A 15,838-nucleotide genomic window follows, 5' to 3' on the forward strand; every position below is an offset into this window, starting at 1 on the left:
TCTACAATCGCTAGAAAGCGAAGCCCACCTATGTTTTAAGGAAAGATGACTGAGTGGTCGAAAGTACGTCCCTGCTAAGGACGCGTACCCCTAAAGGGTACCGTGGGTTCGAATCCCACTCTTTCCGATTTTAAAATATTCGTTTTTATTCATATCTGGGCTTCTTATAAAAGAAAGTATGATTGATAAGTTTCCTTGAAGAGGGGGAACTCTGTTCTTGCTTGTAAAACGAGGCTTACCGTATAATGAGCTGTTTTAGAATGATGTTAAGATTCCTTCGCAAAGATTACATTAGCCAATATCATGAGACGACTCTGTAATTTACTTTCTCTATCGCGTATATGGCTAGCCTTGCTTTTTTGCCAGGAAAGAGGGCATCTTCGTTTATTAGTAATATTAGGGGCTATGGCAAGCGATGTTTTGGATGGTTATCTTGCTCGTCGTTATAAAGCCACAAGTCGTTTTGGTTCAATGCTAGACCCCTTAACAGATAAGTTTTTCGTATTTGTCTGTGTCGCAATTCTATACTGGGAAAGATCGCTATCTCCTTCTCATTTATTATTAATTTTTGCTCGCGACATTTTTTTAGTTTTATTTGCTATCTATCTCTCTGCTGTTCGTGGATGGCGGGGATACGATTATCGTGCCCTATTTTTTGGGAAGATTTTCACAATTGCTCAGTTTATTATTTTGTTAGGAGTTACTGCTGGAGTAAAGATCCCTGTTATAGGCCTAACCCCGTTAATTGTCTTAGGATGTCTTTACTTTATTGAGCGTGTTATTGATTATAAAAAGCAATGTCTTGATTGACTGTATTAAAAATTTTTTTTAATTAAAAATAGTTAAGGATATTAAAGGAACAGCTTGTATTTTAGGCTGCAGTACTTTAGAATGGTCCTTTACGCACACTGTGATCTTTTAAAACATGTTGTTTTGTTTCTTCTATAAGTACTTCAGGGATTGGTTTGGCAGTTCCGTGTTTCTCAAGTACGATGTGTTTGTTCACAAGTCTTTATGCTCTATAATTTGGGGAAGGATATGCAGTCGTTAGAAGTAAAACCTTTTTCAAGACTGCGGGCCTACCTCTGCCCCATATATCGATCAGAATTTCCAAAATTTATTCCTCTTTTTTGTCTCGCCTTTTTTGTAGGGTTTAATTATTGCCTGCTTAAAAGTATGAAGGACGCCTTAGTTGTCGTGGGTTCTGATGCAGGCGCGGAGGTTATACCGTTCTTGAAGGTCTGGGGAATTGTTCCCGGAGCTGTTATAGTGACTATGATTTATGGATGGTTAAGTAGTCGGTGTCCTAGAGACACCGTTTTTTATTGTTTTATCGGGAGTTTCCTAGGCTTCTTCTTTCTATTTGCAGCGGTGATCTATCCTTTAGGCGATAGTTTGCATCTTCACTCCCTAGCTAATAAATTACAGCAATGGCTTCCTCAGGGGTTGCGCGGATTCATTGTGATGATTCGCTATTGGAGCTATAGTCTATATTATGTGATGTCCGAGCTCTGGAGCTCTGTTATTCTTTCTACTTTGTTTTGGGGGCTGGCTAATGAGGTAACCAGCGTGAAAGAAGCTGGAAGGTTTTATGCTCTAATAAACACGGGTTTGAACCTTTCTTCTATATTTGCAGGGGAGATTTCTTATTGGATGGGGAAACATACTCTTTTTGTTTTTCCATTTGTTAAGGATAGATGGCACGAGGTCATGCTAAACTTGACAATTCTGATTATGCTCTCCGGATTAAGTATGATTTGGTTATACCGTCGAGTGCATCTTCTTACGAAAGATCAATATAATTCTATTTCTATAGAAGACATCCACGTTGCAGAAGAAAGTGTGGCAAGCGCCAAAGCAAAGAAAAAAACAAAGACAAAAGCAAAAAGTCTTTTCCTTTACCTCATGCGCTCGCGTTACCTTTTAGGTTTGGCTGTTATCGTACTTTCCTATAATTTAGTCATTCACCTATTCGAAGTCGTATGGAAAGATCAGGTCAGCCAAATTTATAGTTCCCGAGTAGAATTTAATAGCTATATGAGTAGAATAACGACTTTGATCGGTATTATTTCTGTTTTAGCTGCACTTTTCCTTACAGGACAAAGTATCCGTAGGTGGGGATGGAGAGTTGGAGCTTTGACCACCCCAATTGTTATGCTAGTTAGCGGGATCCTATTTTTTGGAGCCATTTTTGCTGTGAAAAGGGATATTATGATTTTTGGAGGGCTATTCAATATGGCTCCTATGGTCATAGTGGCCTGGATCGGGGGGATACAAAATGTTCTCTCTCGTTCAGCCAAGTTCACTTTTTTCGATCAAACAAAAGAAATGGCATTTATTCCTCTTCCTAATGATGAAAAGATTTTTGGTAAGGCTGCCATAGATGGTGTTGTCTCCCGTATTGGTAAATCAGGAGGATCATTAATTTACCAAGGGCTGTTAATGATTTTTACTTCTGTAGCAGCAAGCATTAATGTGATTGCCGTAGTACTCCTTACTATTATGGTTTTGTGGATTACTGTTGTAGCTTTAATAGGGAGGGAATACAACATAAGAGCAGCTAGTTCCCTTACTGAAGATACCGCATCTTCACCGCTTACTAGAGTTGCCAGTGGTGAATCTCTGGAAGGAACACCTCCTGATAAAGAAGAAGTCGCTGTACTGTAGTTTTTAAAGGGCTTTAGCCCTTTTTCATCTATTTGTTGATCTGTTAGCTTTTTCTCGATTATTTTGTTTTATCTATTTTTTAAATTTTTTAATTTTATGGTGAGTATGCAAGCATTTTGGCGTTTCCTGCTTAAAAGATCCCTGTTGATCTGGTTGCCTGAGCAATTTTTTCTTGATTTCTTGCCTTAGATTAATTTTCTCTGTTTAAGAGACGTATAATAAGAATTTAATCAATATTGAGGATTTGAGTAGGGCTTTTTATTACAGTTACGGTAATGAAAGACGTCGTTTTTTAAGTAAAATCTTGCAAAGAGCAGTGTGAGATTGTAATGCTCAAGGTTTGGATATCTGTAATAATCAAGAGAGTAGCAAAAAATCTAAGTGAGGGAGATCCTTATTGCATTATAATCATTTTAAAGTGCTTTCATAACTCTTTTTCATCTATTTGTTGATCTGTTAGCTTTTTCTCGATTATTTTGTTTTATCTATTTTATAAACTTTTTGATTTTATGGTGTGTATGAAAACTTTTTGGCGTTTTTTATCTAGGGGGTTCCTATCGATTCTTGGATTATCTACAGGAGTGGTTCTCGCTTTCTTCCTTATTTTACTTTTAATTGTTTCTACTTGTGGGATGAATGATGTGCAATTTGTGAATATGGCAGATGCCACAGGAACAGTTAAAGATTTGGGTAAAGAAGCTCCCATTATTGCCGTTATAGAAATGAAGGACGTCATTTCTTCAAATAAATGCACTGCAAAGAACATACAGGATGCGATTAACGCACTAAGTTCAGATGCTTATAAAAATCGAGTGAAGGGGATCATCATTGATATGGATTGCCCTGGAGGCGAAGTCTTTGAAATTGCTCGTATTTACTCAACTTTCCAATTTTGGAAGGAGCAGACAAAATGCCCCATTTATGTTTTTGTGAATGGCCTATGTGCTTCGGGGGGATATTTCATTGCTTGTGCTTCTGATAAAATTTATTCCACTTCGTGTTCTCTCATTGGTTCTGTAGGGGTTTTATCCGGGCCATATTTTAATGTAAAGGAAGGATTGAATCGCTATGGTATTGAAAGTGATTTACTCATTGCAGGAAAAGATAAAGCCCCAATGAATCCCTATACTCCTTGGACACCTCAGGATCGTAAGGTACGCCAAGAAGTGATTAATTATCTTTATGGCCAATTTGTGGATGTTGTAGTTGAAAATCGTCCTCTAATAACTAAAGAGAAGTTAATAAATGTTTTAGGCGCTCGTTTATATTCTCCTTCACAAGCTATGGAAGAAGGTTTTATTGATGTTATGAATGTAACAAAACAACAAGTTTTGCAGGATATCGTAACAGCTTGTCAAATTGAGGATAATTATCGTGTTATCGGCTTAGGAAGTAATGGGTGGTGGAAAAAGGTTATGTCATCAGTAGCAAATAGTCCTCTGGTTACTGGGAAAATTCAACATATTTTCCCTGATGTAGATAGTAACACGGCCTATACATTTTATTATTTGGATACGTAATATCTGAGATAATTATAGGAGAGAACGGGGTGACGAAAACAATTTTTGTATTAGATGCATCAGGATTTATTTTTAGGGCGTACTTTGCTCTTCCAGAAATGAAAAATTCTTCTGGCCAGAGTACACAAGCAATTTTTGGATTTATTCGTTCTATAAATAAATTAATTAAAGAGTTTTCTCCTAATTATATGGTGGCTGTATTTGATAGCCCCAATAATAAAGAAAGTCGCAAACAAATTTATGCAGATTATAAAAGTAATCGTGAGCAACATGCTCACGATCTTTATCAACAGATTCCTTTAGTTAAAGAATATTGTACCTTACTCGGTTTATCTCATATAGAGGCTAGGGGAGTAGAGGCCGATGATGTTATTGCTAGTATCACAAAAACTGCTGTGGGAAATGGTTATCAGGTTTGTATATGCACAGTAGATAAAGATTTACTACAACTTGTAGGTCCCGACGTTATTATTATTAATCCTTGGAAAAATCCTCAGGAAATCACTGAGGAGGATGTTAAGAAAATATACGGGGTTCCCCCAAAAAATATTCCTGATTACTTAGCCTTAGTTGGAGATCCTTCTGATAATATTCCTGGAGTAGTTGGTTGTGGACCAAAGACAGCAAAGACACTTTTAGAAAAATACGTATCTGTTGAGGGGATTTTAGAGAATTTTAATCAATTAACAACATCAGCGCAGAAGATATTTTCTAAGCAAAAAGAAGTATTACTATTGAGTAAAGATTTAGTGTTGTTAAATGATACGATAGAGGTTCCCTCGTCTATTGAGACTTTTGTATTTCCTTGTCAGGAGGTATCTCAAGAGAAGATCAATACTTTTTATATGCAGCATGGATTTAAAACTTTAGTTCAAAATTTTGAGAAACAAGCAACTCAAGTTAATGTTAAAATTATTAGCAATAGCCACGATTTAATCGATTTACTTCCTTCGCTATATGGGAAAAGTGTTGCTTTTTCTGTAGGCTACTTGGGAAGTTTTCTTCCATCACTTTCCCTATTAGGGATAGCCTTAGCGTGTGATGGAGAAGTTTATTACATTGATATAGATGGGTCTTCGGATAATCTTATCACTCCATTAAAAAGTTTTTTTGGTAGAAAAGATACAGAGTTTTATGGGTATAACATTAAAAGAGACAACCATGCATTGAAAAATTCGGGTATTGAAGTACACAACATAGCTTTAGATTTAGCTTTAGCAGAACATTTAATTCATGGTGGCGCGAAAAATTCTTTTCAATCTCTGCTTGTGAATCATGGATTAACAGATATAGCATGTAAATTTGGGAAGGAATGGGGGCAGTTGAGTCTTCCCATTGCTAAGTCTCCGTCCAATCCTCCACAATATTTCGGAGAATTTGTTTCTTGTTTACCTTTGATTAAAAAGACTTTATTAGATGAGTTGCAGCAAAAGGGATTGCTAGATCTTTTTTTGAAAATAGAAATGCCTCTAGAAAAAGTTCTGTTTGTCATGGAACGCAATGGTGTGCCTATAGATACCAAAGTACTTCAAAAGCTTGAGGAGATGTTATCTGAAGAGCTTTTGATTCTTACAGATGAGATTTATATTGCCGCAGGGGAGTGTTTTAATATTAAATCTCCTAAGCAATTATCAGATGTATTATATAATAAGCTGGGTTTAAAGCCCTTAGACAAAGCATTATCAACAAAAGCAGAAGTTTTAGAAGGATTGTCTGGTGAACATGAAATTGTTGATAAAATCCTTGCTTTTCGTGCAGTAGAAAAATTGCTTTCTACTTATGTCAAAGCTCTTCCTAGGCAAGTTGATCCTTTTACACAGAGAATCCATCCAACATTTAATCAAATGGGGACGGTAACCGGGAGATTAGCATGTCAGGATCCCAACTTACAGAATATTCCTATACGGTCAGAGAGAGGGAAATTATTAAGACGAGCATTTTGCACGAATAAAGAGGATTCCTATTTTTTATCAGCTGATTATTCTCAGATTGAGCTAAGATTTCTAGCTCATTTAAGTCAGGATGAATCATTAAAATTAGCTTTTGATTCTCAAGAAGATATTCACACATTTACGGCTTCACAAGTATTTCATGTCCCTCTGGAAGAGGTTACAGAACAGCAACGTATGCAAGCAAAAACTGTAAATTTTGGTATTATTTATGGCCAACAAGCTTATGGATTATCTAAGACATTAAAAATTTCTCTTGCCGAATCTCAAAAGTTAATTGATGCGTATTTTGATCGGTATCCTAAAGTCGCACAGTTTATTCACGAAACTGTGAATTCAGCTTCAGAAAATTTGAAGGTAACGACTTTATTAGGTAGAGAAAGAGTTATAAATAATTGGACAGAATTTTCTTCCTCTCGAGCATCTTCAGGTCGTCTTGCGGTAAATACTCGGATACAAGGAAGTGCGGCCGAATTAATTAAATTAGCTATGTTACAACTTGCAGATGCTTTAAAAAAACGCCGGTTGAAAAGCCAAATGCTTTTGCAGGTACATGACGAATTGATTTTTGAAGTTCCTGAAGAAGAAAAAGAAGAGATGCTAACTTTAGTGCGTGATATCATGGAATCTGCAATGATTTTATCCGTCCCATTAGTTGTGAATATCTTAATTGGAAAAAATTGGGCAGAATGTTAAAATTATTAAAGATTTCTATTACAGGGGATCTCTCTTCAGGGAAGACCGAAGCATGTCAGATTTTCCGGGAGTTAGGGGCCTATGTAATTAGTGCCGATAAAGTTTCGCATAGTTTCCTTATTCCTCATTCGCACATAGGTCGTCGCGTTATAGCTCTTCTGGGGCCGGAGATTGTTGTTGCTAATGCTTTTGATAGAAAAGCTATAGCAGAAAAGGTTTTTAGTGATATTGCTCTTTTAAAAGCTTTGGAAGCTATTCTACATCCAGAAGTTTGTCGAATTATTGAGGAGCAATATAATCGCGTATCTCGGGAGGGGAAATATCCCCTATTCATTGCTGAGGTGCCTTTATTATACGAAATACAATATGCGGAATGGTTTGATCGCGTGATTCTCATTATAGCAGATAGAGATATTCGTAGAGAAAGGTTTGCTAAGAAAACTAATTGTTCTGATTTGCATTTTTATCAGAGGTGTTCGCGTTTTTCTTCACAAGAAGAGAAGATGCGTCATGCAGATATTATTATAGAAAATAACGGTACTAAAGAAGAGTTACGTCGTAAAGTTGAAGAATATTTTTACGCTTTAAAGGGAGCATTATGAAAGAAGAGCGTGCTTCAGAGGTCTTGCCAAAGGTGAAGGAGAATAAAAAACATGCAGGTCCTTTGCTACAAGAGAAATCTTTTGCAGGAGAATGTGCGGTAGTCACGAGTTCAGCTGATGAGGCACAGCCTGTTACAATTACTAAAATTGCTAAGTTACAAAGGATGGGGATAGAAGAGCTTAATGTATTAGCTCGACAGTATGGAGTAAAGAATATTGGGTCACTAACTAAATCTCAGGTTGTATTTGAGATTGTAAAATCAAAGTCGGAACGTTCTGATGAATTACTCATTGGAGAGGGAGTTTTAGAAGTTCTTCCCGATGGATTTGGATTTTTAAGGTCGCCCACCTACAATTATCTCCCCTCTGCTGAAGATATTTATGTCTCTCCTGCTCAAATTCGTCGGTTCGATTTGAAGAAGGGAGACACAATCATTGGCACAATACGTTCACCAAAAGAAAAAGAGAAGTACTTTGCTTTATTAAAGGTGGATAAAATTAATGGGTCAACTCCTGACAAAGCAAAAGAACGAGTGTTGTTTGAAAATCTCACTCCATTATACCCAAATGAACGCATTGTTATGGAAATGGGGCGAGAGAATCTTGCAGAGAGAGTTTTAGATCTTACGGCTCCGATTGGGAAAGGGCAAAGAGGACTAATTGTCGCTCCTCCACGTTCTGGGAAAACAGTAATTTTACAAAGTATAGCTCATGCAATTGCTGTTAATAATCCTGATATTGTGTTGATTGTTTTACTTATTGATGAGCGTCCTGAAGAGGTGACTGATATGATCCGCCAAGTGCGTGGTGAAGTTGTTGCCTCAACTTTTGATGAACAACCCGAAAGACATATTCAGGTTGCTGAAATGGTCATTGAAAAGGCACGACGCTTAGTAGAACATGGCAAGGATGTTGTTATTCTTCTTGATTCCATTACTCGTTTAGCACGTGCTTATAACACAGTTCAACCACATTCAGGGAAAATTTTAACAGGTGGAGTTGACGCTAGTGCATTACATAAGCCTAAGCGTTTCTTCGGGGCCGCACGTAATATTGAAGGCGGGGGATCTCTAACTATTTTAGCAACGGCTTTAATTGATACCGGATCACGTATGGATGAAGTGATTTTTGAAGAATTCAAAGGTACAGGAAATATGGAGCTGGTGTTGGATCGTCGTCTTTCAGATAGAAGAACCTATCCTGCTATTGATCTCATTAAGAGTGGTACAAGAAAAGAAGAACTGCTTTACCATCCTTCAGAATTAGAAAAAGTATATTTGTTCCGCCAAGCAATAGCCGATCTCACTGCTATTGATGCCATGCATTTATTATTAGGTAGGCTGAAAAAGACAAATAGTAATGCAGAATTTTTACTTTCTCTAAAAGAATAAGCTAAAAAGTTTCTTTCCGCTATTTTCTATAAGTATTTATAGTTAGCTGTTAGCTTTCCTAATGATAGGGAGTGAAACGTGCAATTATATACTTATATTGTAGCACGCAATCTTCATTGTCGTTGGGTTTTTATACGTGGTTATAACATTACGATAGGATAGCCTGTTAGAAAGAATTTTTTATTGCATAAGAATATGCAGGATTTAGTTGTTTTCAGTTACCCTATGAGAATTTCAGGGAACACGATTAATGTATCTTCTCTATCAACGAAGTAGTATTCACAAAGTACTTTCTCTAATTGTTGTTTAGCAAAGTGGAAGTGTGTAGTAAACTCGTGAGTCAGTAAAGAGGAAACGGCAGGACTGTAGATCCCTATGTACTCTTTGTTTTTAAAAGTTGTTAGAGTTAAAGGAAAAGCAAATGTCTTCGCTAACTCCTTAGTCAAGGGAATACCAAAAAATAAACGGATTAACATATTTTTCTCCTTATAGGGAGAATGTATATTTTGTCAAAAAAACCCAGAGTACAAAAATGATGAGCCTTGAAGAAGAAGAACTTCGTGATCGTGTTATTGAAAATCTATATTATATAGGAGCCATACAATGTGGAAATCTCCCCCTGCACGGAGGAACAACACCTATATATGTAGATATGGGGCTAGTGATTTCTTTCCCTGAAGTGTTACAATCAATAGCGTCATTAATTTGGCGTTTACGTCCAGCATATAATAGCAGTCTACTATGCGGTGTTCCCTATACAGCTCTTACTTTAGCTACTTGTATATCTTTGAAGTATAATATCTCTATGGTCTTAAGGAGAAAGGAATTAAAGAATCCTAGTCAAGAAGATAAGATTAAAGTCGAAGGAGTATATTCTCCAGGACAAACTTGTTTAGTCATTAATGATGTTATTGCTTCAGGGAAATCAATTCTAGAAACAGCACAGGCTTTAGGAGACGAAGGTCTGTATGTTCGTGAGTCTTTGGTGTTTTTGGATCGACAGATGGAGGGAAAAGAGGCTTTAGAAGAAGGAGGGATTCAATTACGATCAGTATTTACTCTGGAGACTTTTGCTAAAGCTTTGCTAGAGAAATGTCGATTAAAAGAATCGGATTCGGTGATTATTTCTAAGTTTTTAGATAATTTATAAATTTATTCTTTTTATTTCATTAGTAATAAAACGTTACTTAAATTAATTTATTTTTTTATTTTTGTTTGTGTAGCCTTTTTATTTGTTTCTATTTTAAAATTGAAAGTATAGAAGGCAGGCAAATGATAGAAAATGATTTTCATGAGTATGCTTCACATTGGGAAAATACTCGCTTTCATACAGATAGAATTGGAGTGATTGTTTTATGTGGTGGGGAAGGTAAACGATTATCTCCTCTAACGTGTTGGCGTTGTAAGCCCACGGTGTCATTTGGAGGCCGATATAAGTTAATAGATGTTCCTATTTCTCACGCGATAGCTTCAGGATTCTCTAAGATTTTTGTTATTGGACAATACCTTACGTATACACTGCAACAACATTTGTTGAAGACGTATTTTTATCACGGAGTGTTACAGGATCAAATACATCTTTTAGCTCCTGAGAGTCGTGATGGCAGTCAGATATGGTATAAAGGTACAGCAGATGCCATACGCCAAAATTTAGTATATTTAGACGATCCGATTATAGAGTATTTCTTAATATTATCAGGAGATCAACTCTATAACATGAATTTTCGTCAGATCGTAGATTATGCTCGTATGACTAAAGCAGATATGGTGATTGCATCACAATTGATTCACGAGAAGGATGCTTACCGCATGGGAGTACTACAAATTGACGCAACTGCCAATCTGCTCGATTTTTATGAAAAACCCCAAGAAGAGAGTATTCTCAATCGTTTTCGATTGTCTCGCAAGAATTGTTGTCTCCATAAATTGAATCCTGAACACGGGAATTTTCTCGGAAATATGGGCATTTATCTTTTCCGTAAGGAGAGCTTATTCCAATTACTTTTAGAAGAAATAGGTGATGATTTCGGGAAAGATCTCATCCAAAAGCAAAAGCAAAGAGGATCTGTAAAGATTTTTCTTTATGATGGATATTGGACAGATATTGGAACAATAGAATCTTATTATGAAGCTAATATAGCTTTAACACAAAGACCTCATCCTGAAGTTCGTGGGTTAAATTGTTATGATGATAAAGGAATGATTTATAGTAAAAATCACCACCTCCCGGGAACTATAATTACAGATTCTATGATTTCCAATTCTTTGCTTTGCGAAGGAGCCGTTATTGATTCTAGTAGCGTATCTCATAGCGTAGTAGGAATTCGTGGTATAATTGGTAAAAATTCTACTCTTGATCATTCTATTGTTATGGGAAATGATAGTTATGGTAGTTTTTCTCCTCAGGTGTTAGGGATTGGACATGGTTGTGAAATTTATAAAACTATTATTGATGAAAACTGTAGAATTGGTAATGGTGTGAAACTCACAAATCATCAAGGATATAAGGATTATGATTCACCAGATGGCAAATTAGTTGTCAGAGACGGTATTATCATTGTTCCTAGAGGGACGAAAATTCCTGATAATTATGTGTTTTAATTAAAAAACTACGTCTTTTATTTTCACTCCACGATTTCTTTTAAGTTAGCAGTGGATATTCTATGCGGATTTATGGAATAGCAGATCTTCATTTGGCTATTGGAGCTCCTGAAAAAACTATGGAAGTTTTCGGAGAACCCTGGATTGCTTATCATGAAAAGATCCGTACTCGTTGGATAGAGACTATTTCTCATCAAGATATTGTTCTGTTGCCTGGAGATATTTCTTGGGCAATGCATCTTGAAGAGGCAAAGAAAGATTTTGCTTTTATAGATGCCTTGCCGGGGACAAAATATATGATTCGGGGGAACCATGATTATTGGAGTTCTGCTTCAGCAAAAAAAATAAATCAAGCTCTTCCTCATAGTCTACACTATCTTTCTCAAGGAATGTGTGTGATTCATCCTAAACTTGCTGTAGTTGGCGTACGACTATGGGATAGTTCTTCTATATGTATAGCACCTCAGTGTTTTCAAGGTGATGGGAATCAACCACATCGTGAGTATAGAGAATCTGATGAGAAAATTTTTTTAAGGGAACAAGGAAGATTACGCAGAGCCTTAGATAGTGTCCCTAGAGACGTGGATCGTATTATTGTTATGACGCACTATCCTCCTATTAGTAGTGATGGGAGCTCGGGACCTATAGCAAGTATGCTAGAAGCAGATAAAAGGATTTCCCACTGTATATTTGGACATATGCATAAAGTTCGAGTGCCTTTAGAGGGGTTTGGTCAAATTCGTGGTATACAATATAGTTTAGTAGCTGCTGATTACATAGATTTTGTTCCCCAAAGGATTTTGTGAAAATTTTATCAGGAAAATACAAAGGAAAATCTCTAAAGTCTATTTCGACGTCTTCCATACGCCCTACTTGTGGATTGGTTAAAGAAGCCGTTTTTAATATTTGCGCTGCTTGTATTGAAAATGCCAAGTTTTTAGATCTTTTTGCAGGAGCAGGGGCCATTGGTTTAGAAGCTTTGAGTCGAGGAGCATCTTCGGTTACTTTTGTCGATGTATCTTCTTATGCTGTACAATTAATCCGTGCAAATTGTCAATTGGTTGATCCTAAACTACCTATAACTATTGTGAAACAAGAGGCGTGTGCAGCAATTCAAAAGCTACTGAAGAAAGGAGAAGTGTTTGATATTATATACATTGATCCTCCATATGATATTTCAAATAAGTATTTAATGAATATTCTTCGTGCTATTCTTGAAGGGCATCTTTTGGCTAAAAAAGGATTAATATTTTTGGAAAATGCTTCTACATCACCGATTCTTATTGATGGTCTTATTTTGAATCGTAGAAGGAAACTAGGTGGAACATTTTTATCAGAATATGTTAAAGATTCTATTGATTCTTGATAGGATTTTCGACATCACGTTTTGATTTTAAGCAAGATACAGACAGAAGAACAAGAAAAGATTACGACTAGGGTTATTGACCTATTTTTGGGAAATGTTTTTATTTGGAGTTTCTTCTAGTTAGCATACTAGATAAAATTTCTTTTGTAGAATATGATGCAGAAATGAGTCTCTAATGTGGAAGTTAGTGTGAAAATCAAGAACGTATTGAGGCTAATGCCTTTGGTCCTTCTCTGTATTCCCTTAGTTTTTCTAGGATGTTCTAGAGAAAAAAAAGTAGTATTAGTCGGCCGAGATACTACTTGGTTCCCTAAGCAATTTGGGATTTATACTGCAAATATCAATGCTTTTCTGAATGATCTTGTTGCCGAAATTAATTATCGTGAAAATTTAAATATCAATATTGTAAATCAAGATTGGATCCATCTTTTTGAAAATCTTGATGATCATAAAACGTCTGGGGTATTCACTTCCATATCCCCTACAGTAGAGATGTTGGATTATTATCAATTTTCGGATCCTATTTTATTGACCGGACCTGTTCTTGTAGTTGCCGAGGGTTCTCCCTATAGATCCATAGAAGATTTAAAAGGGAAATTAATTGGAGTATATAAGTTTGATTCTTCAGTTTTAGTGGGGCAGGATATTCCTGATGCTGTTCTTGTTCCTTATCAACATGTACCTATAGCTTTAGAAGCCTTATCTTCGAGTTGTTATGATGCTTTGCTTGCTCCTGTTATTGAAGTGACGGCATTAATAGAAACGGCTTATAAAGATCGTTTAAGAATTATTTCACAACCTTTAAATCAAGAAGGTTTACGTCTTGTTGTTCCTAGAGATGCAAAAGGTAACTTACTCGAAGGATTTAATATGGGTTTAGTTAGGAGCATGCGCTCGGGAAAATATCAAGCAATTAAACAACAAAATTATCTCCCGTAAACTATGACGATTTTATAAGTTCTGGATATGCTGTATGCGGGGAATTTTGAATAATAGTTGCTAGTGTTTCCCCCCAATGCACAGAGTTGTAAATTGTCGGGATACGTAAAGCAACATATCCCCTCTGCCTAAGGATAGGCAAGTATTCTTTTTCTATTTCATATAAAGTTTCTATATGTTCTGAAGTAAACCCAAAAGGGACAATAAGGACATATTTTTTACTAGTCGCTAGTGTTGCACATATTGTTTGTGTTGCCGGAGATAGCCATTTCCCAAAGCCAAATTTTGATTGGTAGCAAAGATGAGTTTCTATAGGGTGCAGCTGTTGAGAAATAGCAAGAAACGAGTGCTCACATTGTTGGCTATAAGGATCTCCTTTACGGATATATTTTACAGGGAGTCCATGAGCAGAAAATAATAGACAGCAGTTGTCTTCAGGAATATCGTGTGATTGTAAAAATTTACGAATATGGTCGATGATACAAGAAAGAAATGCAGGATGATTCCCAAAGTGAGCTATCCAGGAGATGTTTGCTTCGGGAAGATACTTATGAATGCATCGTACAATACTTCCTGTAACAGCATAAGTGAAGTGAGGAAATAAGGGGACGCCTAAAACACGTAAGTTTTTAAAGGCCTCGAGTTTGCGAATTGTAGCCGTATGTGTGTCCTCCAGGTAACGATGAAATGGAATAACAGGAGCATGTAAATATGAAGATAATATTTTTGCCAGAGATTCCGTATCTTGATATATAGGAGAACGCCCTCCAATAGCCTCGTAAAAAGGAATGACTTTTTTAGTGCGTTTTTTAGCGATAAATGTAAATAAGTACTTGTGAATAGCTGAGGGGAGCATTCCGCCAGTTACATCAGGATCTGTAAGTAGTGAAGTTAGGAAAGCTTGACAATCTTGTGTATTGCGAGGCCCACCAAAATTAGCTAACAAATAGGCAGAAATCATAAAATATATTGTAGTATTGAGAAACGATATATCCAAGCGATTTGATTAAAATAACATAGTCTCTTTTTAAATGCATGAAAGCATACGACGCCTTATCTACTTTAGAAACTCTATGTAAAAATACTCATCACAAATTACGTAACTATCTTATTCGCCATAGCCTGCTTATCTTTAGTTGTTTAGTATTGATGGCTATAGAATTAGGAGTATTTCTGTATTTTTTCCTTTTTTCAGGGAAAACTTTAATCCCCGCATTTTGCTTAGCCTGTTTCTTTTTAACTTTATTTATTTGTTTGGTTATCCGTCTTTATTTGTTGTCAGGGAAACCAGATTTTTTTGAGACATTAGCAAATGAGTATTTAGACAAGGCTCAGGGATTGTTTAAAGGACAACCAAATATTGTTGAAGAACAAACATATCGAGCTTCTTCAGCAACTAAGTTGGCCATAGATTTGCAAAATCAGGAGTACACACTGGTATCTCATGTATTCACTTTTCTTCCTCAACATGATTTTTTAAGAAAATTTAGTTGTTTTTGTTTTTGGAAAGACTATTTTCTTTTCCGTGAATGTTTATTACAGAAGGCCGTGGAAGCTTATATTAAGGTCGTACAGTCTATTCCTATAGATTTAGGAGCTCATGTTTCTTTGGCTGATGCCTATGTAGCTTTATCAGGACTGTATGCTGATCCCCGGAAGTATCCTGAATTTGATTCCAATTATTGGGTGCCTCCTGGAAGATATGGAGACGATGTACAGGAGAAGTTTTTTGCAACAGCAAAACGAGCTATTGAAGAATTTAAAATTTTAAATGAATATGCTCCAGGAAATGCTTGGGTCCACGCACAATTAGCTTATAGTTATCATGATTTACAAATGCCTCTAGAAGAGATTCAAGAATATGAAATGATTTTGAAAGTAAAACCCACAGATGTGGAGATTATGACAAAGCTAGGGATCCTGTATTTTCAACAGGGGATGAATGCTAAGGGTTTAAGGATATACGAAGAATTAAAAAAAAGAGATTATAAAAAATCAAGAAAGTTAATTAAATTTTATGGAATTGATTATAATAGTTATTAATTCCGATGATTTATTACTATACTGTATTCGTTAATTGAATGTTCTTATGGTAAAGACTGATCCA

At 36.2% G+C, this 15,838-nt stretch carries 14 protein-coding genes and 1 tRNA gene; 13 read left to right on the forward strand and 2 right to left on the reverse strand.

Translation table 11 applies throughout. From position 1 onward, the window contains the following. Nucleotides 1-39 precede the first annotated feature (39 nt). From RT28_RS04470 to rho, 7 genes are all read left to right on the forward strand, one after another. Nucleotides 40-127 (forward strand) — tRNA-Ser (locus RT28_RS04470). Nucleotides 128-303: 176 nt separating this feature from the next. Further along, nucleotides 304-810 carry a CDP-alcohol phosphatidyltransferase family protein gene (locus RT28_RS04475; RefSeq protein WP_020355830.1) on the forward strand — a complete coding sequence of 169 codons (507 nt, stop codon included), beginning with the start codon at nucleotides 304-306 and terminating at the stop codon, nucleotides 808-810. 228 nt (nucleotides 811-1,038) lie between these two features. After that, complete coding sequence (gene npt2, locus RT28_RS04480; RefSeq protein ID WP_020359192.1) at nucleotides 1,039-2,667, forward strand: NTP/H+ exchange transporter Npt2; 1,629 nt, start codon at nucleotides 1,039-1,041, stop codon at nucleotides 2,665-2,667. Nucleotides 2,668-3,185: 518 nt separating this feature from the next. Continuing rightward, nucleotides 3,186-4,187: a S49 family peptidase gene (locus RT28_RS04485; RefSeq protein WP_038501195.1), complete on the forward strand. Its 1,002-nt coding sequence runs from the start codon at nucleotides 3,186-3,188 to the stop codon at nucleotides 4,185-4,187. Nucleotides 4,188-4,216: 29 nt separating this feature from the next. Continuing rightward, nucleotides 4,217-6,832, forward strand: a complete 2,616-nt coding sequence (gene polA, locus RT28_RS04490; RefSeq protein WP_020355834.1) for a DNA polymerase I — start codon at nucleotides 4,217-4,219, stop codon at nucleotides 6,830-6,832. Next, the gene (coaE, locus tag RT28_RS04495) at nucleotides 6,826-7,434 is read left to right on the forward strand and encodes a dephospho-CoA kinase (RefSeq protein WP_038501198.1); all 609 of its coding nucleotides are present in this window, start codon (nucleotides 6,826-6,828) and stop codon (nucleotides 7,432-7,434) included. Before polA ends, coaE begins: the two co-directional genes overlap by 7 nt. Further along, on the forward strand, nucleotides 7,431-8,825 hold the full coding sequence (rho, locus tag RT28_RS04500) for a transcription termination factor Rho (protein WP_038501202.1): 1,395 nt from the start codon (nucleotides 7,431-7,433) through the stop codon (nucleotides 8,823-8,825). Before coaE ends, rho begins: the two co-directional genes overlap by 4 nt. Before the next feature lie 218 nt (nucleotides 8,826-9,043). On the opposite strand, the gene RT28_RS04505 is transcribed toward rho, so the two are convergent. Then, a complete protein-coding gene (locus RT28_RS04505; RefSeq protein ID WP_038501204.1) occupies nucleotides 9,044-9,301 on the reverse strand; it encodes a hypothetical protein in 258 nt (85 codons plus the stop codon). Between the two features lie 56 nt (nucleotides 9,302-9,357). On the opposite strand from RT28_RS04505, the gene RT28_RS04510 reads away from it, so the two are divergent. The 5 genes from RT28_RS04510 to RT28_RS04530 all read left to right on the forward strand — a co-directional run bounded on the left by RT28_RS04510 (nucleotide 9,358) and on the right by RT28_RS04530 (nucleotide 13,731). Further along, complete coding sequence (locus RT28_RS04510) at nucleotides 9,358-9,975, forward strand: orotate phosphoribosyltransferase (RefSeq protein WP_038501208.1); 618 nt, start codon at nucleotides 9,358-9,360, stop codon at nucleotides 9,973-9,975. Between the two features lie 122 nt (nucleotides 9,976-10,097). Then, nucleotides 10,098-11,426 carry a glucose-1-phosphate adenylyltransferase gene (gene glgC / locus RT28_RS04515; RefSeq protein ID WP_020355839.1) on the forward strand — a complete coding sequence of 443 codons (1,329 nt, stop codon included), beginning with the start codon at nucleotides 10,098-10,100 and terminating at the stop codon, nucleotides 11,424-11,426. Between the two features lie 62 nt (nucleotides 11,427-11,488). Then, complete coding sequence (locus RT28_RS04520; protein WP_020355840.1) at nucleotides 11,489-12,232, forward strand: metallophosphoesterase; 744 nt, start codon at nucleotides 11,489-11,491, stop codon at nucleotides 12,230-12,232. Continuing rightward, nucleotides 12,229-12,792: a 16S rRNA (guanine(966)-N(2))-methyltransferase RsmD gene (gene rsmD, locus RT28_RS04525; RefSeq protein ID WP_020355841.1), complete on the forward strand. Its 564-nt coding sequence runs from the start codon at nucleotides 12,229-12,231 to the stop codon at nucleotides 12,790-12,792. The genes RT28_RS04520 and rsmD overlap by 4 nt, the downstream gene beginning before the upstream one ends. Nucleotides 12,793-12,981: 189 nt before the next feature. After that, nucleotides 12,982-13,731: a transporter substrate-binding domain-containing protein gene (locus RT28_RS04530; RefSeq protein WP_035392693.1), complete on the forward strand. Its 750-nt coding sequence runs from the start codon at nucleotides 12,982-12,984 to the stop codon at nucleotides 13,729-13,731. Between the two features lies 1 nt (nucleotide 13,732). Here the strand turns inward: RT28_RS04530 and hemH are convergent, their stop codons facing one another. Then, complete coding sequence (gene hemH / locus RT28_RS04535; RefSeq protein WP_020355843.1) at nucleotides 13,733-14,692, reverse strand: ferrochelatase; 960 nt, start codon at nucleotides 14,690-14,692, stop codon at nucleotides 13,733-13,735. A gap of 74 nt (nucleotides 14,693-14,766) precedes the next feature. Here hemH and RT28_RS04540 point away from each other — a divergent pair, with 74 nt between their 5' ends. Continuing rightward, on the forward strand, nucleotides 14,767-15,774 hold the full coding sequence (locus RT28_RS04540; RefSeq protein ID WP_020355844.1) for a tetratricopeptide repeat protein: 1,008 nt from the start codon (nucleotides 14,767-14,769) through the stop codon (nucleotides 15,772-15,774). Nucleotides 15,775-15,838 lie beyond the last annotated feature (64 nt).

The organism is Chlamydia avium 10DC88, assembly GCF_000583875.1.
Lineage (GTDB): Bacteria > Chlamydiota > Chlamydiia > Chlamydiales > Chlamydiaceae > Chlamydia > Chlamydia avium.